General features: G+C 72.0%; 24 protein-coding genes. 15 read left to right on the top strand and 9 right to left on the bottom strand.

The features are described from left to right. Window positions 1-29 precede the first annotated feature (29 nt). The 4 genes from ACZ7LE_RS23620 to ACZ7LE_RS23635 all read right to left on the bottom strand — a co-directional run bounded on the left by ACZ7LE_RS23620 (window position 30) and on the right by ACZ7LE_RS23635 (window position 2644). A complete protein-coding gene (locus ACZ7LE_RS23620; protein ID WP_470405657.1) occupies window positions 30-605 on the bottom strand; it encodes a TetR/AcrR family transcriptional regulator in 576 nt (191 codons plus the stop codon). After that, window positions 602-1309, bottom strand: coding sequence for a DsbA family oxidoreductase (locus ACZ7LE_RS23625; protein ID WP_470405658.1), 708 nt, complete (start codon window positions 1307-1309; stop codon window positions 602-604). The genes ACZ7LE_RS23620 and ACZ7LE_RS23625 overlap by 4 nt, the downstream gene beginning before the upstream one ends. Then, on the bottom strand, window positions 1309-1488 hold the full coding sequence (locus tag ACZ7LE_RS23630; RefSeq protein ID WP_470405659.1) for a hypothetical protein: 180 nt from the start codon (window positions 1486-1488) through the stop codon (window positions 1309-1311). Before ACZ7LE_RS23630 ends, ACZ7LE_RS23625 begins: the two co-directional genes overlap by 1 nt. A gap of 70 nt (window positions 1489-1558) precedes the next feature. Continuing rightward, window positions 1559-2644 carry a phosphotransferase family protein gene (locus tag ACZ7LE_RS23635; RefSeq protein WP_470405660.1) on the bottom strand — a complete coding sequence of 362 codons (1086 nt, stop codon included), beginning with the start codon at window positions 2642-2644 and terminating at the stop codon, window positions 1559-1561. A gap of 91 nt (window positions 2645-2735) precedes the next feature. On the opposite strand from ACZ7LE_RS23635, the gene ACZ7LE_RS23640 reads away from it, so the two are divergent. From ACZ7LE_RS23640 to ACZ7LE_RS23700, 13 genes are all read left to right on the top strand, one after another. Continuing rightward, on the top strand, window positions 2736-3233 hold the full coding sequence (locus ACZ7LE_RS23640; protein WP_470405661.1) for a pyridoxamine 5'-phosphate oxidase family protein: 498 nt from the start codon (window positions 2736-2738) through the stop codon (window positions 3231-3233). 127 nt (window positions 3234-3360) lie between these two features. Then, window positions 3361-4170: an SDR family NAD(P)-dependent oxidoreductase gene (locus ACZ7LE_RS23645; protein WP_470405662.1), complete on the top strand. Its 810-nt coding sequence runs from the start codon at window positions 3361-3363 to the stop codon at window positions 4168-4170. A 45-nt stretch (window positions 4171-4215) separates the two neighbouring features. After that, window positions 4216-4863: an SDR family oxidoreductase gene (locus ACZ7LE_RS23650; protein WP_470405663.1), complete on the top strand. Its 648-nt coding sequence runs from the start codon at window positions 4216-4218 to the stop codon at window positions 4861-4863. Between the two features lie 202 nt (window positions 4864-5065). Next, on the top strand, window positions 5066-5959 hold the full coding sequence (locus ACZ7LE_RS23655; RefSeq protein WP_470405664.1) for an endo alpha-1,4 polygalactosaminidase: 894 nt from the start codon (window positions 5066-5068) through the stop codon (window positions 5957-5959). Between the two features lie 30 nt (window positions 5960-5989). Further along, window positions 5990-6766 (top strand): FadR/GntR family transcriptional regulator, encoded by a 777-nt coding sequence (locus ACZ7LE_RS23660; RefSeq protein WP_470405665.1) that lies wholly within the window; start codon window positions 5990-5992, stop codon window positions 6764-6766. Window positions 6767-6834: 68 nt separating this feature from the next. Further along, window positions 6835-7257 (top strand): winged helix-turn-helix transcriptional regulator, encoded by a 423-nt coding sequence (locus ACZ7LE_RS23665; protein WP_470405666.1) that lies wholly within the window; start codon window positions 6835-6837, stop codon window positions 7255-7257. Then, window positions 7250-8086, top strand: coding sequence for a zeta toxin family protein (locus ACZ7LE_RS23670; RefSeq protein ID WP_470405667.1), 837 nt, complete (start codon window positions 7250-7252; stop codon window positions 8084-8086). Before ACZ7LE_RS23665 ends, ACZ7LE_RS23670 begins: the two co-directional genes overlap by 8 nt. Before the next feature lie 220 nt (window positions 8087-8306). Beyond that, window positions 8307-9620 carry an extracellular solute-binding protein gene (locus tag ACZ7LE_RS23675; protein ID WP_470405668.1) on the top strand — a complete coding sequence of 438 codons (1314 nt, stop codon included), beginning with the start codon at window positions 8307-8309 and terminating at the stop codon, window positions 9618-9620. Then, entirely contained in the window at window positions 9620-10582 is a 963-nt protein-coding gene (locus ACZ7LE_RS23680) for a carbohydrate ABC transporter permease (protein ID WP_470405669.1), read from the top strand. The genes ACZ7LE_RS23675 and ACZ7LE_RS23680 overlap by 1 nt, the downstream gene beginning before the upstream one ends. Continuing rightward, window positions 10579-11394: a carbohydrate ABC transporter permease gene (locus ACZ7LE_RS23685; protein WP_470405670.1), complete on the top strand. Its 816-nt coding sequence runs from the start codon at window positions 10579-10581 to the stop codon at window positions 11392-11394. The genes ACZ7LE_RS23680 and ACZ7LE_RS23685 overlap by 4 nt, the downstream gene beginning before the upstream one ends. A gap of 44 nt (window positions 11395-11438) precedes the next feature. Further along, window positions 11439-12653, top strand: coding sequence for a D-mannonate dehydratase ManD (manD, locus tag ACZ7LE_RS23690; protein WP_470405671.1), 1215 nt, complete (start codon window positions 11439-11441; stop codon window positions 12651-12653). Between the two features lie 96 nt (window positions 12654-12749). After that, window positions 12750-13331, top strand: a complete 582-nt coding sequence (gene sigK, locus ACZ7LE_RS23695) for an ECF RNA polymerase sigma factor SigK (protein ID WP_397398258.1) — start codon at window positions 12750-12752, stop codon at window positions 13329-13331. Further along, window positions 13324-14121 carry an anti-sigma factor gene (locus ACZ7LE_RS23700; RefSeq protein WP_470405672.1) on the top strand — a complete coding sequence of 266 codons (798 nt, stop codon included), beginning with the start codon at window positions 13324-13326 and terminating at the stop codon, window positions 14119-14121. Before sigK ends, ACZ7LE_RS23700 begins: the two co-directional genes overlap by 8 nt. 101 nt (window positions 14122-14222) lie before the next feature. Here the strand turns inward: ACZ7LE_RS23700 and ACZ7LE_RS23705 are convergent, their stop codons facing one another. After that, complete coding sequence (locus ACZ7LE_RS23705; protein ID WP_470405673.1) at window positions 14223-14906, bottom strand: fasciclin domain-containing protein; 684 nt, start codon at window positions 14904-14906, stop codon at window positions 14223-14225. 175 nt (window positions 14907-15081) lie between these two features. Between ACZ7LE_RS23705 and ACZ7LE_RS23710 the strand changes: the two genes are divergently transcribed. Next, the gene (locus ACZ7LE_RS23710; RefSeq protein ID WP_470405674.1) at window positions 15082-16824 is read left to right on the top strand and encodes a cytochrome c biogenesis protein CcdA; all 1743 of its coding nucleotides are present in this window, start codon (window positions 15082-15084) and stop codon (window positions 16822-16824) included. 64 nt (window positions 16825-16888) lie between these two features. Here ACZ7LE_RS23710 and ACZ7LE_RS23715 read toward each other — a convergent pair whose 3' ends face one another. Then, a complete protein-coding gene (locus tag ACZ7LE_RS23715; protein ID WP_470405675.1) occupies window positions 16889-17287 on the bottom strand; it encodes a PaaI family thioesterase in 399 nt (132 codons plus the stop codon). Window positions 17288-17367: 80 nt separating this feature from the next. Between ACZ7LE_RS23715 and ACZ7LE_RS23720 the strand changes: the two genes are divergently transcribed. Further along, window positions 17368-17940: a TetR/AcrR family transcriptional regulator gene (locus ACZ7LE_RS23720; protein WP_470405676.1), complete on the top strand. Its 573-nt coding sequence runs from the start codon at window positions 17368-17370 to the stop codon at window positions 17938-17940. 58 nt (window positions 17941-17998) lie between these two features. On the opposite strand, the gene ACZ7LE_RS23725 is transcribed toward ACZ7LE_RS23720, so the two are convergent. From ACZ7LE_RS23725 to ACZ7LE_RS23735, 3 genes are all read right to left on the bottom strand, one after another. After that, window positions 17999-19111, bottom strand: coding sequence for a DNA alkylation repair protein (locus ACZ7LE_RS23725; protein ID WP_470405677.1), 1113 nt, complete (start codon window positions 19109-19111; stop codon window positions 17999-18001). 261 nt (window positions 19112-19372) lie between these two features. Next, window positions 19373-19801, bottom strand: a complete 429-nt coding sequence (locus tag ACZ7LE_RS23730; protein ID WP_470405678.1) for an organic hydroperoxide resistance protein — start codon at window positions 19799-19801, stop codon at window positions 19373-19375. A 174-nt stretch (window positions 19802-19975) separates the two neighbouring features. Continuing rightward, window positions 19976-20560, bottom strand: coding sequence for a TetR/AcrR family transcriptional regulator (locus ACZ7LE_RS23735; RefSeq protein WP_470405679.1), 585 nt, complete (start codon window positions 20558-20560; stop codon window positions 19976-19978). Between the last annotated feature and the right edge of the window lie 137 nt (window positions 20561-20697).

Here is a 20697-nt window from a genome sequence, read left to right on the forward strand (position 1 = left end):
ACGTCGAAATCCGGACCGCCGGACCGGGCTCACGGCGTGGTGCGCAGGCCTCGCAGGGTGTGCTCGAAGCTGCGGACGAAGCCCTCCCGGTGCTGCGGCTCGCTGGCGCGGGCGATGATGCCGCGCTCCCAGATCAGCACGTAGACGTCGTCCGGCGTGAGGTCGGCCCGGATCGCGCCGGTCGCCTGGGCGTCGGCGAGGAATCCCGCGGCGACCGCGCTGGCGTGCTCGCACAGCGCCGTCAGCGTGCCGGACCCGGGCTGGGCGCGCAGCAGCACGTCGTTGGCGGCGGGCTCGTCGAACGCGACCAGCCAGATCCGGCGCAGGTAGCCCTCGAACCGCTCGACGGGGTCCTCGACGGCGCGGACCTCGGTGATGATCCCGGCGATGCGCTCGGCGAACAGCTCCTCGACCACCGCGTCGATCAGGCCCTGCCGGCCCCCGAAGCGGTGGTAGATCGTGCCCTTGCTGACCCCCGCGGCTCGCGCCACCTCGTCCAGCGGGCTGTTCAGCCCGCCCGCGCGGAACACGTCGAGGGCGGCGAGCCGGATGCCCTCGACGTTGCGCCGCGCGTCGGCGCGGAGCCGCGGCGGGTCCGAGGTCATCGACCGATCCCGGCCCCGGTGGCGGCGGGGGAGCCCACCGTCTCGTTCCAGCTCGTCTCCAGCGTCCGCAGGAACGACTCCACCGGCTGCGCGCCGGAGACCGCGTACTTGCCGGCGAACACGAAGAACGGCACGCCCTGGATGCCGTACTGCCGCGCCTGCCGGATGTCGGCCTCCACGGCGTCGGCGAAGTCCTCCGAGGCGAGGGCCGCGAGGGCGGCGTCGCGGTCCAGGCCGACCTCGGCGGCCAGGTCGGCCAGGACCTGGTGGTCCGCGACATTCAGGCCGTCCGTGAAGTAGGCCCGGAACAGCCGCTGGACCATCTCGTGCTGCCTGCCGTGCCCGGCCGCGAAGTGGCTGAGCTGGTGCGCGGTGCGCGTGCCCACGGCCTTCGCCTGCTCGAAGCGGTAGTCCAGCCCCAGCTGCCGGCCGCGCTCCGAGATCTGCTCGTGCATGGCCGCCGCCTGCTCGCGCGGGAAGCCCTTGGTGGCCGACAGCAGCTCCAGGAGGTCGACGGGCGCGTCCTCGGTGAGCTCCGGCATCAGCAGGAAGCTGTGGTACCGCACCTCGACCTGGGCGGAGTGCGGGAACTGCTCCAGGGCCTGCTCCAGGAGCGCGTCGCCCATGTAGCAGAACGGGCACATCACGTCGCTCCACACGTCGATGACGAGCTTGTCGGCGGCGCGGCCGAACGCACCCGCCATCAGGAGCACACCCCGTCCACGGAGCAGACGCCGAACGCATCGCCCACGGGCAGGAGCTCGAACGGGGAGGGGGCGGCCGGGGCGGCGTCGGGGGCCGCCTCTGCCGGGGCCTGGGCCACGGCGTCGACCACGGTCTCGACCACGGGGGCGGCCTGCACGACCGCGTCACCTGTCTTCATGGTCAAGGACGGTAGGTCTAACTTGAACCCCCCGTCAACTTGCGCCCCGGGCGGTCGCGCGGCGCGCGGCTCAGCGGCCCGCGGTGACGGCCTGGGTCACCGGCTCCCAGGACAGCGCGCGCAGGCACCCCGAACGGATGTCGTCGAGGTGCGCGGCGAGCCGCGCCGGGGCGTGGCTGTTCAGGCCCCGGCGGACGGCGGTCAGCCCCGGGCCGAGCCGCAGGTGCAGCCCCCACGTGAGGTGGGCGACGGCGAAGCCGAGGGCGGCCGCCGGGCGCAGGTTGGTGCCCGCCAGGGCGCTGACGGCCTCGGCGTAGACGTCGAGGACGGCCGGCTCGTCCAGCTCGCCGTGGCCGCCGAAGGCCCGGTACATGGAGACGAACGTGCCGAGGTCGTAGCCCACGGGCCCCACGCCGACGTGCTCCCAGTCGATGAGCACCAGGGCGCCGTCGGCGGTCAGGCCGGCGTTGCGGGGCGTGAGGTCGCCGTGGACGAGCGTGGTCGGCAGCTCCGCGGCGCGCGCGGCGAGCTCGTCCGCGGCGTCCAGGCCGGCGTGCAGCGCGTCGACCTGCTCGGGGGTGAAGAGGTTTCGGAGCCGCGGGTCGCCGGGCAGGGCGTCGAGGTTGTCGTGCCCGTCCGGCACGTGGTGGGCGTAGGCGGCGTAGCCCGCGGTCTCCAGCCAGGGCGCGCCGAGCAGGCCGGGCTCCAGGTCGCCGGGCACGTGCAGCAGCGCGGCCCGCTCGGCCGCGACAGCCGCGGCGGCGGGCGTCCAGCTCTGCTGCAGTACCGCGTCGACGTCGCGCATGACGATCCAGTCGAGCCCGTTGTGCTCGACCACGGTGACGTGGGGCGGCGTCGTCGTACCGCGGGGAAGGAGGGCGGGTGCGCCGCTCCGGAAGAAGCGGGCCTCACGGTGGTCCAGGTCGCCGTCGCGCGAGTCGAGCAGCGAGGGCTGGCCCCAGCCCGGGACCTTGACGATCCAGGCGGACGGCTCCGCGTGCGGAACCGCGACGCAGACCCGGAGCACCGCGGCCCGGCTCAGGCCCTGCGACAGGTCGCGCACTGACAGGACGCGCGCCCCGGTACCCCAGGCGCCCTCCCGGGACGCGAGGACGGTCTCGATCGTCTCGGCGTCGGGCAGGCCAGGTGCGTTCATCAGATTCCCTCGATGTCGAGAACGTGGCGGCGACTCCGTCCCAGGGATATCAGCAGCCACACGGGCAGCGCGAATGCTTGGAGTGATACCGATGGAACCGAACGAGGTCACCGAGATCCTGAACCGGCCGCTCAGTCAGGAGCTGCTGGCCCGTGACATCACGCGCCTGGCCTACGTCGCCACGGACGGCACGCCCCGCACCGTGCCGATCGGGTTCTCCTGGAACGGCACCGAGATCGTCATGTGCACCCCGACGAACGCGCCCAAGCTCGCGCACCTGCGGGCGAACCCGGCGGTCGCCCTGACGATCGACACCGAGGTGCACCCGCCCACGATCCTGCTGGTCCGCGGCCGGGCCGAGCTGGACGTCGTCGACGGCATCCCGGACGAGTACCTGGAGGCGAACACCAGCTACGAGATGACGCCGGAGCAGCGCGCCGAGTGGGAGGTCGGCGTGCGCGCGCTCTACGACGGCATGGTCCGGGTCGTGGTGACCCCGACCTGGGCGAAGCTGATCGACTTCGAGACGACCCTGCCGTCCGCCGTCGAGGAGCTGCTCCGGAGGCAGGCCGAACGCCAGGGCGCGTGACCCGGCCGCCACGTGAGGTGGTGCATCCCGGCAACGTCCGGACGCACCGGGTGAAACCGGCTAAACGGGGGTTACCACCGGGCGTTCGCCTGCTTACGCTCGTCGCAGGTGAGCCATGAGGAGCGGCATGATCTCCGAGAAATCGACAGTGATCGTCACCGGTGCGACCGGCGGCATCGGGCTCCAGACCGCCCGTGAGCTCGTCGGCCGCGTCCGGCAGGTGATCGTCCAGGGCCCCGAGCCGGAGACCATGGTGCGCCCGGCGCTCCACGTGCTCACCGAGGGGGCCGCGGAGGTCCGCTACGTCCAGTGCGACTTCGAGTCGCTCGCGGACGTCGCCGCCGCCGCCGACACCATGGCCGCCCTGGCCGCGGGGCCGATCGACGCCGTCGTCAACAACGCCGGCGTCCCCGGCGCGACCACCCGCCACGTCACGAAGGACGAGCACGAACGCACCCTCCAGGTGAACTTCCTCGCGATGGTGCTCCTCACCGAGCGGCTGCTGCCGGCGCTCGCGGACGACGCCCGCGTGGTCAACCTCGCGTCGGCCACGCACGAGATGACCGAGCTCGACCTGGCCGACATCGAGCTGGAGCGCGGCTACGACGCCGTCCGGGCCTACGCCCGCTCCAAGCTCGCGATCATCCTGTACACCCGGTGGCTCGCGGACCGGCTGGCCGGCCGCGGCGTCACCCCCGTGAGCCTGAGCCCCGGCGTGATCAGCACGCCGCTGCTGCACGCGATGTTCAGTGTCGGCGGGGTGTCGGTGCGGCACGGGGCCGACAACGTCCTGGCCGCGGTCACCGGGCCCGTCCGCGCGGGCGACTACTTCGACGACGGCGAGCTGGTCGAGCCCAGCGCCCAGGCCCGGGACGCCCGGCTCGGGCGTTCGCTCATGGACTTCGCCTTCGGGGCGCTGCGGCCGCACCTGTCGTGAGGGTTCCGGCATAGCCTGGAGCGGACCCTGACGGAAGGAAGCACCATGTCCCGCGTTCTCATCATCGGCGGCCACGGAAAGATCGCGCTGCGGCTCGCGCCCCTGCTCGTCGAGCGGGGTGACGAGGTCACCAGTGTCTTCCGCAACCCGGACCATCAGGAGGAGGTCGCGGCCACGGGGGCGACGCCGCTCGTCGCCGACGTCGAGCAGCTCGACACCGAGGGCCTCACGGACCTGGTGCGCGGGCAGGACGCCGTCGTCTGGTCGGCGGGTGCCGGTGGCGGGAACCCGGCGCGCACCTACGCCGTCGACCGCGACGCCGCGATCCGGTCGATGGACGCCGCGAAGGCGGCGGGCGTCGCGCGCTACGTGATGGTGTCCTACCTGGGTGCCGGTCCCGACCACGGCGTGCCCGAGGACAACTCGTTCTTCGCCTACGCGGAGTCGAAGGCGGAGGCCGACGAGCACCTGCGCGGCACCGGACTGGACTACACGATCCTCCAGCCCGGACCGCTCACGCTGGAGGAGCCGACGGGGCTCATCGAGGTGGCCGAGCCGGGTGACGGCCGCGTCGCGCGCGCCGACGTCGCCGGGGTGATCGCCGCCGTCCTGCTCGACGACGGCACCGTGGGGCGCACCATCGCGTTCGGCAACGGCGGCACACCGATCGCGGAGGCGATCGCCGCGGGCTGAGATGGGCTGACGTGGACGGGCCTGGCCTGGCCTGGGCTGAGGTGGGCTGAGGTGGGCTCCAGAACTCCCCTTTGAGGCCCGGGTTTCTTCGCTTTGCGGCCTCGCAAAGCGAAGAAACCCGGGCCTCAAAGGGGAGGGGCGGACGACGACGTGGCGCTCCGGCCGACCCTGCACCGACGGCGGCGCTCGTTACGATCGGCGGATGCCGCAGCTGATCGTCGCCGTCCTCGTCGCCCTCGTGCTCACGGCCTGCGGCAGCCCGACGGCCGCTCCGGAGGAAGGCTCCGGCAGCGCTCCGGCCTCGGACGACGCCCGAGCCGGCGCCGACACGGAAGCCGGACCCGGCGACGCCGCGCCGACCCTCCCGCCGACGTCGGGCCGGTTCGACTACCAGCTCGGCACCGCCTACGAGCCGGACGGCGGCCTCGACGTCGTCGTGCGGGACGCCACCGCCGAACCCGCGGACGGTGCCTACGGCATCTGCTACGTCAACGGCTTCCAGACCCAGCCCGACCAGGCGGACCTCTGGCTGGGCGACAACGAGGACCTGCTGCTCCACGACGGGGCGGGTGAGCTGGTCGTGGACCCGGACTGGCCCGACGAGTACGTCCTGGACCCGTCGACCGACGAGAAGCGCGCCCGCATCCTCGACGTGCTCGGCCCCGTCATCACGGGGTGCGCCGACGCGGGCTTCGCCGGCGTCGAGATCGACAACCTCGACACCTGGACGCGGTTCACGGACCCGGACACCGGACGGATCGAGAAGGACGCCGCCCTGACCCTGGCCGGCGCGTACCTCGACCTCGCGCACGAGGCGGGCCTCGCCGTCGGGCAGAAGAACGCCGCGGAGGCGACGGCGGTGGGGCGCGACCTCGGGTTCGACTTCGCCGTCACCGAGGAGTGCGCGGCGTACGGCGAGTGCGGGGCCTACACCGGCGTCTACGGCCAGAACGTGCTGCAGATCGAGTACACCGACAACCTCCCGGACGGGTTCGACGCCGTCTGCGCCGACCCGGACCGCGCCCCGCTGGCGATCCTGCGCGACCGCGACCTGGTGGGCCCGGACGACGAGGCGTACGCCTACGAGCAGTGCTGACCTGGCCCCGCCGGTGCTTATCCTCGACGCATGACATCCCCCCTCGTGCCGCCGCCGGATCCCCGTGACGCGGGAACGACCGGCCGCAGGGGTCTGCTCACCGAGCACATCGCGCGCCAGCTCGAGCAGCAGATCCGCACGGGGGAGTGGGCCGTCGGCTCCAAGCTGCCGTCCGAGCGCGAGCTCGCGGTGCAGTTCGGGGCGAGCCGGAACGTGATCCGCGAGGTGCTGCGCCGCCTGGAGGCGACCGACCTGATCGAGGTCGCGCCGGGCCGCGGGTCGTTCGTCACCGAGCAGTCGTCAGCGCACGCGCGGGGCTACGACGCTCTCTACCGCACCGAGCGCCCGACGGTCCGGCAGCTCATCGAGGCCCGGATCCCGCTCGAGGTCGAGATCGCCGGGCTGGCGACGGAGCGGGCCACGGACGAGCAGGTCGACGCCATCGTGCAGGCGCTCGACCGGGTCGAGTCGGCCGGCGACGTCGTCGACAAGGCGCGCGAGGACCTCCGGTTCCACGACACCATCGCCGCCGCCTGCGGCAACCCGGTGCTGCGCATCATGCTGTCGTCGATCGGCGGCATGATGTTCGAGATGATGCTGCGCTCCAACTCCGACCCGCGGATCGGGGAGCCGGGCGTGCCGCACCACCCCGAGATCGTCGAGGCGATCCAGGCGCGCGACGTGGCGCTCGCCCGGGAGCGGATGCGCGAGCACCTCGCGCTCGGCCTGCGCACCTACGGCCCGGACCTCGACGTGGGCCTCGACCTGATGGCGTCCCGCCACATCGAGACCCTCCTGGACCGCTAGGCAAGGCTGGTCCCGCGTGGCTTGATTCAAAGTGAATCACGACCTAGCCTGGTCGGTGGGAGGTCATCATGTCGAAGCGCGTCGCCGCCGTGGGCGAGTCGGACCTGAAGATGGCGTACGTGCAGGCGCGCCTGGCGGAGATCGAGCGGACCCGGCGCATCTACCTGGCGGCCGAGGGCGGGATGCCCCAGCGGGACATCGCGCGCGCCGTGCACCTCTCCCAGGCCAGCGTCCATCGCCTGGTCGCCAGGGCGAAGCTGCTGGGGGTCGGCGAGTCGGTCGAGGAGATCGTGCTGGAGCGGTACGCGGGCAGGCTCTCCACCGAGCAGATGCTTCAGCAGCTTCGCAGGGTCGAGAGCTGGGTGCCCCGCGCCGTCGACCCGGTTGACGGAGTTCTCCCCGGTTCTTCCGAGGAGGACATCGAGGCCCTGCTCGACGGCGGGTTCCTCACCGAATCCGAGGCGGACCAGATCCTCGACGCGCGTGAGTGAGCTCCGCGACGAGGTCCATGGAGCAGCGCTGGCGGCCATCTCGGGCGAGAGCGCACTGGACGACGTTCTGACCAGGGGGGACCGCCGCCGCCTCGTTCGCGACGCCCGGGACTGGTACCTGGACGTCTACGCCGGAGCGGTGTCGCGAGGCGGGACGTGCGTCGTCGTCACGGCCGGCCCGCCTGGCGCCGGCAAGAGCTCGACGCTCGCGGCCGCGGTGGAGGATCTCCCGTCACGGTTGGTGATCGATGCCGACGTCGCCAAGGAGTTCCTCGCCCGGTGGTGCTTGCTCGAAGGGGTCTACGGTGAGGTCCTTTCGCAGACGTTGGCGGACGGTCGGCCCATCATGCCCCTTGACCTTTCACCCCTGCTGCAGACGATGTCGACGGAGATGTGCAACTCCGTGCGCCGGAGCGCCCTGGAAGTGGGTCTGGACATCGTGGTCGAGGGGACGATGTCCACGCCCGCCTACGGCGAGCGCCTGCTCCTGTCGCTCGCCAAGGCGGACTGCCGGGACCTGCTCGTGGTGTCGGTCGAGACGGACAGGGCGACGGCGCACGAACGTGCGCGTGCGCGGTGGTGGGCCGGTCGGCTGGACGACCACGAGCTCGGCGGACGCCTGGTGTCTCCCCGCGCCATCGACGCCACCTTCGGGGGCGACGACGCCGTGAGCTCGTGCCGCGCGAACGCCCGCCACCTGGTGCGGATCATCCGGGACGGCCAGAGCGTGCTCGGCGCCGTCACGCTTCTCGAGTACGACGACGGCAGCTTGACGGCGGTCGACGCGGACCCGCCGCGGTCGGTCGACAAGGCGACGTCGATCACCTGAGACCGCGCCACCCGGCCTCGGTCCGCACCGGCCGCCGAACCCCACCAGCGCCTTTGAAACCGCCCAAGGCGCCGTGCTACGGTCCAACTGGTCCTACCAGTTGGACCACTGACGCTCCTTCCCTCGTTGAGTGCTGGATATCTGCGCTGTTTCAGCCCCTGTCAGCGCAAATACCCAGCACTCACCGGGCCGGGCACACATGGAGGTGTGACGGAATCTCATGACACAAGCCATCAGGCCTGGGCGCGCACTTGAGCTGAGCCGGCGGTCGTTCGGCGTGCTCGCCGCGGCGTCCGTGCTGGCCGCCTGCTCGGGCAGCCCGCGGACGGCGAGCCCGGACGCCCCGCTGCGGGTGCTCGCGATCAACCACGTCTGGACGCAGGCGATCAGCCGCTACCTCCCCGAGTTCGAGGAGCGGATCGGCCGCCGGGTGTCCCTGCGGATGCTCACCGCCGACCAGCTCACCTCCAGCTTCAACGTCAAGCTCAACGCGTCGGCCACGGACATCGACGTCATGACGATCCGGCCGCTGCAGGACCAGATGATGTTCGCGCGCAACGGCTGGATCGCCGACCTCACCGACCGGGTCGAGGGCGACGCCGACTACCGCTGGACCGACTTCCAGGACGCCCCGCGCGAGCGGTCGATCACGGCGGGCGCCGCGGTCAGCGTCCCCGTCGTGACCGAGCGTCCCGCGCTGTACTACCGCAAGGATCTGCTCGAGGAGTTCGGCGGGGCGCCGGAGACCCTCGACGACATGCTCGACATCGCCCTGGAGACCCAGCGGCGCGACGAGGGCTTCTTCGGGTTCGTCGGCCGTGGCCAGCGGGCCGGCGCCGTCACCCAGTGGTCGAGCTTCCTCTACTCGTTCGGCGGCGACTTCACGGTCGACGGCCGGTCGGGCATCGGTACGCCCGAGGCGGTCGCCGCCTACGAGTTCTACGGGCGGCTGCTGCACGACGCCGGACCGCCCGGGGCCACCAACATGAGCCTCGAACAGGCGATGCCGATCTTCGCGCAGGGCAAGGCCGCGATGTACGTCGACGCCGACGCGATCTACAGCAACTTCCTCGACACCTCGATCTCCACCGTCACCGACACCGTGGGCTTCGCGCCCTTCCCCGCAGGTCAGGCAGGTTCCGTGCCGCACAACATCCCGTCGTGGAGCCTGGCGATCAACGAGTTCTCCCTGCTGCGGGACGACTCGTGGGAGTTCCTCCGCTGGGCCTCCAGCCCCGAGATGGTGGCCCGGCTGCAGTCCGAGGGCATCCCGGGCGCGCGCCAGTCCGTCTGGGACGACCCGGCGACGCTCGCGTCCTTCCCTGCCGACCTCGCCGAGGCCATGCGGATCAACGCCGCCAACGGCGTGGGGCACGACCGCCCCGAGGTGATGCAGGTGGGCCGCGCCCGCGACATCGTCGGCCGCCCGCTGGTCTCCGGCATCGTCGGCGAGGACGTCGCGTCCGTGGCCGCTGACGCCGACGCCGAGTTCAACGACTTCCTCGTCCGTGACAACCGTCAGCAGGAGTTCTGATGACGACGACCACCACCCGCCCCGCTGCCGGCCCCGGGAGGAGCACGCGCCCCGTGCCGCCGTCGGGCAAGCCGTTCGTGACCTTCGAGCAGGCGAACCGCCGCCTCAAGTGGGCGCTGCTCGCGCCCGCCCTGGGCTTCGTGGGTCTGATGATCGCGTTCCCGCTGGTCTTCACGATCAACCTCAGCCTCACCGACGCGTTCGGCGCCGTGAACGCGGGCAGCTCCTACGTGGGCCTGCAGAGCTTCGCCGACGCCCTCACCGACACGCGCCGGTTCTGGCCCGCCGTCGGCCGCACCGTCACGTTCACCCTCGGCGCCGTGGTGCTGGAGACCGTGCTCGGCCTGGCCCTGGCGATGCTCATGCGCAAGGCGTTCCGCGGCATGGAGATCGTGCGCACCATCCTCATGGTGCCGCTGCTGGCCACCCCGGTCGCGATCGGCATCCTGTGGATGCTCATCCTCGACCCGACCAACGGCATCGCCAACCACCTGCTCGGCTTCGTGGGCATCCCGCCGCAGGAGTTCCTCGGCTCGGTGTCGCAGTCCCTGCCCACCCTGATGCTCATCGACGTGTGGCAGTGGACCCCGATGATGACCGTGCTGCTGCTGGCCGGCCTGACCACGCTGCCCGAGGAGCCGGAGGAGGCCGCCCGGGTGGACGGCGCCAACGCCTGGCAGCGGTTCGTGCACATCATCCTGCCGATGCTCCGCACCACCATCCTGACGGCCCTGGTGCTGCGCGGCGTCGACGCCCTGAAGACGTTCGACCTGATCTACGCGACCAAGGGGCCGGGCGGCGGCTCGGACTTCGAGGCCGAGACGCTGAACGTCTACGCGTACGGCCTGACCTTCGACTACCAGGAGTACGGCCTCGCCTCCGCGGTGCTGGTCCTGTTCACGCTGTTCATCGTCGCGATCGTGGTCGTGCTGCGGCGCCGCACCGAGAGGAGCGCCTCGTGAGCGCCACCACCACCTTCCGCGTCCTGCGCGGCGTGCTGATCACCGTCGTGTGCGCGGTGATCGCGCTGCCGATCATCTGGATGATCGCCGCCGCCTTCAAGACCAACGTGCAGGTCACCGACCCGACGGTCGGCCTGGTCTTCTCGCCCACCTGGGACAACTTCCGGAACGTCCTGGCCGACGGACAGCTCGCGCACTCGCTGCTCAACTCGCTGGTCATCGGCGTCGTCTCGACGGCGCTGAGCGTGGTCATCGCCGTGCCCGCCGCCTGGGCGGTGGGCCGGTTCCGGATGCGCCGCACCGGCTCGACGGTCCTCGTGGCCCGCATCATCCCGGCCATCTCGCTGCTCGTGCCCTGGTACTACATGTTCGCGCAGCTCGGCCTGGTGGGCAGCCACCTGGTGCTGATCCTGAGTCACATGTTCGTCTCCGTGCCGCTGATCCTGTGGATCATGATCGGCTTCTTCGAGGGCCTGCCGGTCGAGCTGGAGGACGCCGCGCGCACCGACGGCCTGTCCGCCTTCGGGGCGTTCCTGCGGATCGCGCTGCCGCTCGCGGCGCCCGGCACGGCGTCCGCCGCGGTGCTGGCGTTCATCTTCAGCTGGAACAACTTCATCTTCGCGCTGATCCTCGCGGACGAGCGCACGATGACGATGCCCGTGCTGCTGTTCAACTTCATGTCCTACGCCAGCACCGACTGGGGCGGGCTCATGGCGGCTGCGACCCTCATGACCGTGCCCGTCCTCCTGGCCGCGATCTTCGGGCAGCGTTTCCTGGTGGCGGGCCTCACCGCCGGCGCCACCAAGGGCTGACGCCCGCACTCCTGCTTCCCCCACCACCGACAGAAGGTTTCCGCATGAAGATCGTCGACGCGAAGGTCGTCGTCACGTCGCCCGGCCGCAACTTCGTCACGCTCCAGATCACCACGGACGACGGGGTGACCGGCCTGGGCGACGCCACCCTGAACGGCCGCGAGCTGGCCGTCGTCAGCTACCTGCGCGACCACGTTGTGCCGCTGCTGATCGGGCGCGACCCGCACCGGATCGAGGACACGTGGCAGTACCTCTACCGGGGCGCCTACTGGCGCCGCGGCCCGGTGACCATGGCGGCGATCGCCGCCGTCGACGTCGCCCTGTGGGACATCAAGGCGAAGGTCGCCGGCCTGCCGCTGTACCAGCTGCTCGGCGGCGCCAGCCGCGACCGGATCCGCGCCTACGGGCACGCGAACGGTTCCAGCCTGCCCGAGATCTTCGACTCGGTGCGGGCGCTCCAGGAGCGCGGCTACCAGAGCATCCGCATCCAGAGCGGCGTGCCGGGCCTGAAGTCGGTCTACGGCGTCCATACGACGACGTCGGACGACGGCTCCGCGCCCGACGTCCTCGCCCGGCCGGCCGTCGAGGACTGGGACACGGCCGCCTACCTGCGGTACATCCCGAGGGTCTTCGAGGCCGTGCGCAACGAGTTCGGCCCGGACCTGCCGCTGCTGCACGACGCGCACCACCGGCTGTCCCCGATCGAGGCGGCCCGGCTCGGCAAGGACCTGGAGCCGTACGACCTGTTCTGGCTGGAGGACTGCACCCCCGCCGAGGACCAGGAGGCGCTGCGCCTGGTGCGGCAGCACACGACCACGCCCCTGGCGATCGGCGAGGTGTTCAACACCGTCTTCGACTACCAGACCCTGATCGACGACCGGCTGATCGACTACGTGCGCTCCGCCGTCACGCACTTCGGCGGCGTCAGCCCGATGAAGAAGCTGTTCGACTACGCGGGCCAGCGCGGGATCAAGAGCGCGATCCACGGGCCCGAGGACATCTCGCCGGTGGGCATGGCCGCCGCGCTGCATCTCGACCTGGCGATCCACAACTTCGGCATCCAGGAGTACTCCGGGCACACGGACCTCACCAACGAGGTCTTCCGGCACGCGTACACGTTCGAGGACGGCCACCTGCACCCGGGCGAGGCCCCCGGCATCGGCGTCGAGCTGGACGAGGAGCTCGCCGCCGCGCACCCGTACGAGCCCGGGTACCTGCCGGTCAACCGGCTCCAGGACGGGTCCGTCCACGACTGGTGACGCGGGTCACCCCCGCGTCATCCCATCCGGGAGGGCCTCCGCGCCGAACCACCGGTGCAGACACGATCGGAGGCCGTTGTGGGGCAGACTGGTTCGGTGGCCTCACCACCTGTCCGGACCTCGTCACGGGACACCGTCGACGCACTGCTCACGGCGTGCGCCGGGGGCGATCCGGCGTCGTTCACGCCCGTGTACGACGCGCTGGGGCCGGTAGCCTACGGCGCGTCGCTCGGCGTCCTGCGCGACCCCGACCATGCGGCAGAGGTGACCCAGGAGGTGATGGTGGAGGTGTGGCAGACGGCTTCGCGGTTCGACGCCGCGCGCGGCTCCGCCCGCACCTGGGTCGCCACGCTGGCGCGCCGGCGTGCGGTCGACCGCGTGCGGTCGGAGCAGGCGCACCGGGACCGTGACCAGCGGGACACGGACCTGCGGACCAACGAGTCCGAGCGCGACGTGGTGGTCGAGGACGTCGAACGGCGCCTCGAGGGTTCCGCGGTGCGCCGCTGCATCGAGGGGCTCACCCCGACCCAGCGCGAGGCGGTGGTGGTCGCGTACTACGGCGGCCTGACCTATCGCGAGGTCGCCGAGCGGCTCGACAAGGCCCTGCCGACCGTCAAGAGCCGGATCCGCGACGGCCTCAACCGGCTCCGGGACTGCCTGGAGGTGCGTCGTGGCTGACGAGACGACCGGCCCGCGCGCCGTCTCCGGCGACGTCTGGGACCTGCTGCCCGGATACGCCCTCGACGCGCTCGACGACGCCGACCGCGAGGCGGTCGAGCGGCTGCTCGCGTCGGACGCCGACGCACGTCGCGCGCTCGACGAGTACCGCGACGTCGTCGCCGCGTTCGTGGTCGAGGCCGAACCACCCGCCGCGCTGCGGGCCGGGGTGCTCGCGCAGGTGCAGGGCACGCCGCAGGTCCGGGACCTGACGGCGGCTGCTCCGGCTGCTCCGGCTGCCCCGGCTGCCTCGACCGCACCAGCGGCGGGGTCCGGCGACGTCGTCGACCTCGCCGCCCGCCGCCGTCGCCGGCGCTGGGGCACCGCGGTGGCCGCGGTCGCCGCGGCGGCCGCCATCGCCGTGCCGACCACGATCGCCGTGCAGGTGACCGCCGAGCGCGACCGCCTGCGCGAGCAGGGCCAGGTGGTCTCGGAGATGCTGGCCGACCCCGACAGCGCGATCCTGCGCGGGGCCGTCGAGGGTGGTGGCGAGGCGTCCGTGCTGGTCTCCGGCGACGACATGTTCTTCCACGCGGAGGGCCTGCCGGAGCTCGACCAGGACCAGGCGTACCAGCTCTGGGTCGTGGAGGACGACGGCAGCGTCTCCTCGGCGGGTCTGCTCGCCCCGCACGACGGCCAGGCGACGTCGCTCGTCCAGGGGCAGCACGGCGTGGGCATGGCCGTATCGGTGGAGCCGGAGTCGGGTTCCGAGGAGCCCACGACCGCGCCGATCGTCGTGCTGGGGGCCTGACCCGGATCGTCCGGACCAGCGCCCGTCCGGACCAGCGAGCGCGAACGAGAGAGGGCGCACGTCCAGCCGGACGGGCGCCCTCTCTCGTGACCGCGGGTGGATCACATCGGCGGCATCAGCACCGAGTCGATGAGGTAGACGGTCGCGTTCTGGGTCATGACGCCACCGCAGATCACGTTCGCGTCGTTGACCTTGAGGTCGTCGCCGCTGCCGGTCACCTCGAGGGTGTCGCCCTGCACGGTGGTCTGCTCGCCGACCACCTGGTCGGGCGTGAGCTGGCCGGGCACCACGTGGTACGTGAGGATCGAGGTCAGCAGGTCGCCGTCGGTGGACAGCGTGTCCATGGTCTCGGCGTCGATCGCCTTGAAGGCGTCGTCGACCGGGGCGAACACGGTGAACTCGTCACCGTTGAGGGTGTCGACGAGGTCGACGTCGGGGTTGACCTCACCGCTCACGGCCGAGACGAGGGTCGTCAGCAGCGGGTTGTTGGAGGCCGCCACGGCCACCGGGTCGGTGGACATGCCGGTGACCGAGCCGGGGCCGTCCGGCACCTGCTCGGCGTAGTCGGCACAGCCGGGGCCCACGAGGTTCGCGGCCGGGTCGGCCATGGCGTCGTCCTCGGCGGGCGACTCCTCGGTCATCGAGTCGGTCGCCTCCTCGGACGCGGAGGTGTCTTCGGACCCGGTGTCTCCGCCCGACGAGTCCATGCTGCAGGCCGAGAGGCCGAGCATGGCCAGCGTGGCGATACCGGCGACGGCGTAGGACGTGCGGGTTCGAGCGTTCATCGGTCTCTCCTCGGTGTGGCGTCACCCCGCGTCTCACGGGGCGTCTTGACCGGGGTTCGGAGCCGTCGCCGCCCCGGATGGGGGTCGGCGCGGATCAGTTTTCCGCGGCGTCCGATGTCCGGTCCGTACCCGTCCGGCGACCCATCCGGAACGGGCCGCGCGCCGAACCCGCCACATGGGAACCCTCATCGTCATCGGCCTGCTCGGGGGCCTGATCACCGGAATCTCGCCGTGCATCCTCCCGATGCTGCCGGCCGTCTTCTTCGCGGGCGGAGTCCAGGGCGCACGCGACCGGGCGGGCGGTGCGGGCCGGAGGTCCCTGCGTCCCTACATCGTGATCGCGGGCCTGGTCCTGAGCTTCAGCTTCTTCACGCTGGTCGGCTCCCTGCTGCTGTCCGTGCTGGGGCTGCCGCAGGACCTGCTGCGCTGGGCGGGGATCACGCTGCTGGTGCTGCTCGGCATCGGCATGATCGTGCCCCGGTTCGAGATGATCCTGGAGCGTCCCTTCCAGCGCATCGCCGCCTTCGGGGCCAAGCGGGGTGCGGCCCGGCAGGACCGGGGCGCCTTCATCCTCGGCCTCGGCCTCGGCGTGCTGTACGTGCCGTGCGCCGGACCGGTGCTCGCGGCGATCACGGTCGCCGGCGCCACGGGCAACATCGGGGTCGAGACGGTGGCGCTGACCGTGTCGTTCGCCGTCGGCGCCGCGCTCCCGCTGCTCCTGTTCGCCCTGGCCGGACGGCGGATCGCCGAGCGGGTGCAGGCCTTCCAGCGGCACACCAAGGCCATCCGCACCGGTGGCGGCATCGTCGTCATCCTCCTGGCGGTCGCGCTGGCCTTCAACGTGCCGGCCGCGATCCAGCGGCTGCTCCCGGACTACACGGGCGCGCTCCAGCAGCGCATCGACTCCTCCGAGACGGTGCGCGAGGCGCTCGACCTCGGCGGTCTCGTGACCGACGAGAACCGTGAGCTGTCCAACTGCTCCAACGGGGCGCCCGTCCTGGAGGACTGCGGCACGGCGCCGGAGATCCGCGGCATCGACCGGTGGCTGAACACGCCGGACGGCAAGGCGCTCCAGCTCGAGGCGATGCGCGGCGAGGTCGTGCTCATCGACTTCTGGACCTACTCGTGCATCAACTGCCAGCGGTCCATCCCGCACCTCAGCGCCTGGTACGACAAGTACGCCGACGTCGGCAAGGGCTTCGAGGTGATCGGCGTGCACACGCCGGAGTTCGCCTTCGAGCGCGAGACGCGCAACGTGATCGCGGGCGCGAAGGACCTCGGCGTGACCTACCCGATCGCCCAGGACAACTCGTACGCCACCTGGACGGCGTACCGGAACCGGTACTGGCCCGCCCAGTACCTCATCGACGCCGACGGCACCGTGCGGCACATCCGCCTGGGCGAGGGCGGGTACCAGCGCACCGAGAACCTGATCCGCGAGCTGCTCGCCGACGCCAACCCCGGCGTCGAGCTACCCGGGGCGACGACGGTGCGGGACGCGACCCCGCCCGACGAGATCACGCCCGAGACGTACTTCTCCATCAAGCGCGTCATCAACTACGCGGGCGGGCCGCAGTACGGGGCGGGCCGCGAGGAGTTAACGCTCGCGGAGGACCAGCAGCAGGACACGTTCTCGCTCGGCGGCACGTGGGAGATCGACTTCCAGGGCGCGGAGGCGGTGTCCGACGACGCCCGCGTGCGCCTCGCGTACCGCTCGACCGACGTGTTCGTGGTGCTCGGCGGCGAGGGGACCGTCGAGGCGACCGTCACGGCCGACGGCGAGGAGCAGACACGCGACATCGACGTCTCCGGGAACCCGCGGCTCTACCCCGTGCTGGAGGGGGACGAGCCGACCGAGGGTCTCGTCGACCTGAAGGTTCCGGCCGGCGTGCAGGTCTTCACCATGACGTTCGGCTGACGGCTGCGCCGGCGGGACAGCACCGGACCGGGAGGGTGCAGGGGGCTCGCCCGGTCCGGTGCTGTCAGGCCGGGTGGACCAGCCGCACGGTCTGGAGCACGTGCACGCACAGCTCGCCGGTCTCGTCGGTCACCCGGACCTCGACGAGCACCTGGCGGGTGCTCGCGCGGACCGGCACGGCGGTGGCGGTCGCCTCGCCCGTGACGGGGCGCAGGAAGTGCGTGGTGGAGTCGACGGTCGCGGGCAGCGCGCCCGGTGCGCCGTTGACCGAGGCGCAGACGGCGGCGACCCCGTCGGCGAGCCCCATCAGGGCCCCGCCGTGCAGGCCGCCGCCCACCGTGGACAGCGGCTGGGAGTAGGGCAGTCGTCCGACGACGGCCTCCGGCGTGATCCGGTCGAGCTCGACGCCGAGCGTCCTGACGAACGGTGCTGCCGCATAGACGTCGTCCGCGGTCGGTGTCATGAGGTTCCTCTCGGGTCACGGTTGTAGAGATCTCTCTCTAGAGATGGGACTCTAACGACGTGCTGCAGTACCGTCAACGCATGGCCCGGCCCACCCACGACACCTCGACGATCCTCGACGCCGCGGGCCGGATCCTCGGCGAGGGCGGGCCGGCGAAGGTCACCATGGCGGCGGTCATCCGCGAGGCCGGCGTGCCCAGCGGGTCGCTCTACTACCGGTTCCCCGACCGGCCCGCCCTGCTCGCGGCCCTGTGGAACGGCGCGATCGAGAGCTATCACCGCGACGCGTACCCGCTGTTCGAGGGAGACCCGGTCGAGGCGGCGGCCGCGCTCGCCGCATACACCGTGCGGTGGTGCCAGGCCGAGCCCGCCCACGCGCACGCGCTCCTCGCGGGTCGTGCGCGGTTCGAGGCGGAGGCCTGGCCCGAGACCGCCCGGGACACGGAGGCGACGGAGAGCGCGCGCTGGAACGACGCGATCCGTGGGCTGACCCGGCGGGTCCGTGCGGAGACCTCGGTCTCGACCACGGAGCTGCTCCTGGTCGTCGTCGACCTGCCCTACGCCGCGGTGCGGCGGTACCTGAGCTCCGGCAGGCCGATCCCGGCGGACCTCGCGGACGTGGTCGCGGGGATCGTCCGGACGTCGCTGCGCTGAGGCGCCGCCGCTGGTCGAGCTGGTCGAGACCAGGTCTCGACGAGCACGATCAGCGAGGTCAGTCGGCCGGGGGCGCGTCCAGCTCGAACGCCGCCGGGTCGGTCGCGACCCCGTTGACCTGGAGCGTCACCGCATGCGGCCCCGGGTAGTAGCGGCGCGTGGTGATCGGCCGGAACGAGTGCTCGCGGTTGAGCTCGACCTGCTCGCCCGGGGCGAGCGTCCGGGTGGTCAGCTTGAAGGTCTTAGTCGTCTGCGCGCCGTTGGCCTTGTGGTGGTGCACCACGTAGTCGATGGCCAGCCGTGCCTCCTCGGGCCCGACGTTGCGGACCGCGGCCGTGAACCGCACCGTGCCACCGAAGGGCACGCGGGCGGCGTCGAGCACCGGCCCGTCGATCTCCAGCGTCGCCGGGCCGAACCCGAGCAGCGCGAGGGCGCCCGGGTCCCCGCGCTTGACCAGGGTGCGGAGGGCGTGCCGGACGAGGGCCGGCGTCGTCGGCGCGGGGGCGGCCAGCCAGCGTGCCGCCGTCGCGACCACCAGCTCCGGGTGGTCCCGGCTCAGGTCGTTGAGGTGGTTGGCCACCGAACGGCGCACGTACTCGCTCTCGTCCCGGTACAGGGCGTCGAGCACCGGCACCGTCACCCCGGGACGGGCCAGGATCTCCGGCACCCGGACCGACCAGGGCAGGTACGGGCGCGTGCCCTCGCTGGCCAGACGGCGCACGCCGACGTCGTCCGACCCCGCCCAGGCCGTGGCCGTGGCGAGGGCGCGATCCAGGTCGTGCCGCAGCAGCGTGCGGACGGCGAACTCCGCGGTGAGCCGGCCGGTGAGGTCGGCCAGGAGCGCCATCGCGTCGTCGAACGCGGCGTCCGTGCCCTCCGCGACGGCCCGGGCCGCGACCGCGCTCGTGACCGGCCAGATCAGCCAGCCCCCGAACGGCTCCGCGCCGTCGCGCGCGGCGCGCACCACCGTCGCGAGATCCGCGTAGGTTCCCGGCAGGTCGGTCAGCAGGGCGTCCCGCAGGAGGTCCGCCCGCTCGCGCAGCGAGAGGTCGGCGAGCCGGCCCGCGGTCGCCGGCAGCGCCCGCAGCGTCACGCCCGGGGCGGCCGCCCGGACCGCGCGGGTCAGGGTCGCGGCGGTGGTGTCACTGATGAGCTCGTCGGCGAACGGCATGGGGCTCCTTGCACGGGATGTGTCAGACGCTCAGGTCACCATGGTGACCTGAGCGTCTGACACTGCCTCCGGTTCAGGGTTCAGGCTCTGCTTGTCGGTCGCCTGAGCCTGCGGTTTCGCTCCGGGCGGGTGCCTCGTTCCTCGGCCCCCACCCTGCGCTGCGCCTGCGGCTCAGGCTCTACCTTTTGTCGCCTGAGCCTGCGGTTCCGCTCCGGGCGCGGGCCTCGTTCCTCGGCCCCCACCCTCCGCTGCACCTCCGGCTCAGTCGACGGTCGCGTCGACCGTGACCTCGATGTTGCCCCGCGTCGCGTTCGAGTACGGGCAGACCGCGTGCGCGGCCTGGACCAGGCCGTCAGCGGTGGTCTGGTCCACACCGGAGAGCTCGACGTGCAGCGCGGCGCTCAGGGTGAACGCACCGCCGTCGGCCGGGTGGATGCTCACCTCGGCGACCACGGCGGAGTCACTGATCGTGACCTTCTGCGCCGCGGCGACGGCCTTGAGCGCGCTGTGGAAGCACGAGGCCCAGCCCGCCGCGAACAGCTGCTCGGGGTTGGTGGCGCCGCCCGGGCCGCCCATGTCGGCGGGGATCGCCAGCTTGAGGTCCAGCAGACCGTCGTCGCTCACCGCGCGGCCTCCCGCGCGGCCGTCGCCGGTGGACGTCGCGACGGCGGTGTAGATGCTGTCAGCCATGGGATGCGCTCCTTCTCGAGGCCGGGAACCGCAGTTCCGACCATGTAGACGAACTAGTACGTCTACCCTAGCACCTGACCCGGGCGGCACAAGCGACCGACGACGAGAGCCCGCCGCCACGGTGAGGTGGCGACGGGCTCTCGTCGGGTCCGGGCGGGTCCGGAGCGGATGCGGCTACACGCGGGAACCGGCGGCCTGACCTGAGTCGATGACGGCGAAGAACGCCCGCTCCAGGGCGCCGCCGACCTGGGCGGGGTCATCGAGGTACCCCGACAGCATGGCGCCGTCGCGCAGCATCATCAGCTCCTCGGCCGCCTGCTCGGCATCGGTCACGCCCAGCTCCGCGGCCATCGCGGCGAAGGTCTGCCGGTACCAGGCGCGGTGCTCGGCGACCACCTTGCGGACGTCGCTGCCGGGCTCCGCGTACTCAGCCGCGGCGTTGATGAACGAGCAGCCGCGGAAGCCAGGCTTGCAGGCCTCGGTGCCCACTACCGCGGCGAACCGGCTGAGTGCCTCGGCGTCGCTCCCGGACGCGCGCAGCCCGTCGAGCGCGCCGCGCTCCCTGGCCGCCTGCCGCTCCAGGTAGGCCACCACCAGGGTGTCCTTGGTCCGGAAGTGCCGGTAGAACGTGACCTTGGTGATCCCGGCGCGCTCGATGATCTTGTCCGCGCTGACCGCCCGGATCCCGTGGGCGTAGAACAGCTCGGTGGCCGCGTCGAGGATGCGGTCCCGGGTCGATGGGGCCGACGTCGTGCTCATGTGCGCACCTGCCTTCGTACTCGTTCCGACGATCTGAGGAGAAGAGTCTACCCGGAGGTGTACTGACGGGTTCGTCTACCGCGCCGGGCCCACACCCCGGGGTTTCCACTTCGCCGTCCGGTGGGGGAGAATGACAT

It is taken from the genome of Promicromonospora sp. NPDC110617 (assembly GCF_055598465.1).

What these genes read in the sequence shown, in the direction of transcription:
- ACZ7LE_RS23710 (WP_470405674.1), top strand. Translation starts at nt 15,082, where the DNA reads ATGGGAACCCTCATCGTCATCGGCCTGCTCGGGGGCCTGATCACCGGA.
- manD (WP_470405671.1), top strand. Translation starts at nt 11,439, where the DNA reads ATGAAGATCGTCGACGCGAAGGTCGTCGTCACGTCGCCCGGCCGCAAC.
- ACZ7LE_RS23655 (WP_470405664.1), top strand. Translation starts at nt 5,066, where the DNA reads ATGCCGCAGCTGATCGTCGCCGTCCTCGTCGCCCTCGTGCTCACGGCC.
- ACZ7LE_RS23720 (WP_470405676.1), top strand. Translation starts at nt 17,368, where the DNA reads ATGGCCCGGCCCACCCACGACACCTCGACGATCCTCGACGCCGCGGGC.
- ACZ7LE_RS23730 (WP_470405678.1), bottom strand. Translation starts at nt 19,801, where the DNA reads ATGGCTGACAGCATCTACACCGCCGTCGCGACGTCCACCGGCGACGGC.
- ACZ7LE_RS23725 (WP_470405677.1), bottom strand. Translation starts at nt 19,111, where the DNA reads ATGCCGTTCGCCGACGAGCTCATCAGTGACACCACCGCCGCGACCCTG.
- ACZ7LE_RS23625 (WP_470405658.1), bottom strand. Translation starts at nt 1,309, where the DNA reads ATGGCGGGTGCGTTCGGCCGCGCCGCCGACAAGCTCGTCATCGACGTG.
- ACZ7LE_RS23620 (WP_470405657.1), bottom strand. Translation starts at nt 605, where the DNA reads ATGACCTCGGACCCGCCGCGGCTCCGCGCCGACGCGCGGCGCAACGTC.
- ACZ7LE_RS23660 (WP_470405665.1), top strand. Translation starts at nt 5,990, where the DNA reads ATGACATCCCCCCTCGTGCCGCCGCCGGATCCCCGTGACGCGGGAACG.
- ACZ7LE_RS23665 (WP_470405666.1), top strand. Translation starts at nt 6,835, where the DNA reads ATGTCGAAGCGCGTCGCCGCCGTGGGCGAGTCGGACCTGAAGATGGCG.
- ACZ7LE_RS23630 (WP_470405659.1), bottom strand. Translation starts at nt 1,488, where the DNA reads ATGAAGACAGGTGACGCGGTCGTGCAGGCCGCCCCCGTGGTCGAGACC.
- ACZ7LE_RS23640 (WP_470405661.1), top strand. Translation starts at nt 2,736, where the DNA reads ATGGAACCGAACGAGGTCACCGAGATCCTGAACCGGCCGCTCAGTCAG.
- ACZ7LE_RS23715 (WP_470405675.1), bottom strand. Translation starts at nt 17,287, where the DNA reads ATGACACCGACCGCGGACGACGTCTATGCGGCAGCACCGTTCGTCAGG.
- ACZ7LE_RS23635 (WP_470405660.1), bottom strand. Translation starts at nt 2,644, where the DNA reads ATGAACGCACCTGGCCTGCCCGACGCCGAGACGATCGAGACCGTCCTC.
- ACZ7LE_RS23675 (WP_470405668.1), top strand. Translation starts at nt 8,307, where the DNA reads ATGACACAAGCCATCAGGCCTGGGCGCGCACTTGAGCTGAGCCGGCGG.
- ACZ7LE_RS23645 (WP_470405662.1), top strand. Translation starts at nt 3,361, where the DNA reads ATGATCTCCGAGAAATCGACAGTGATCGTCACCGGTGCGACCGGCGGC.
- ACZ7LE_RS23705 (WP_470405673.1), bottom strand. Translation starts at nt 14,906, where the DNA reads ATGAACGCTCGAACCCGCACGTCCTACGCCGTCGCCGGTATCGCCACG.
- ACZ7LE_RS23680 (WP_470405669.1), top strand. Translation starts at nt 9,620, where the DNA reads ATGACGACGACCACCACCCGCCCCGCTGCCGGCCCCGGGAGGAGCACG.
- ACZ7LE_RS23650 (WP_470405663.1), top strand. Translation starts at nt 4,216, where the DNA reads ATGTCCCGCGTTCTCATCATCGGCGGCCACGGAAAGATCGCGCTGCGG.
- ACZ7LE_RS23735 (WP_470405679.1), bottom strand. Translation starts at nt 20,560, where the DNA reads ATGAGCACGACGTCGGCCCCATCGACCCGGGACCGCATCCTCGACGCG.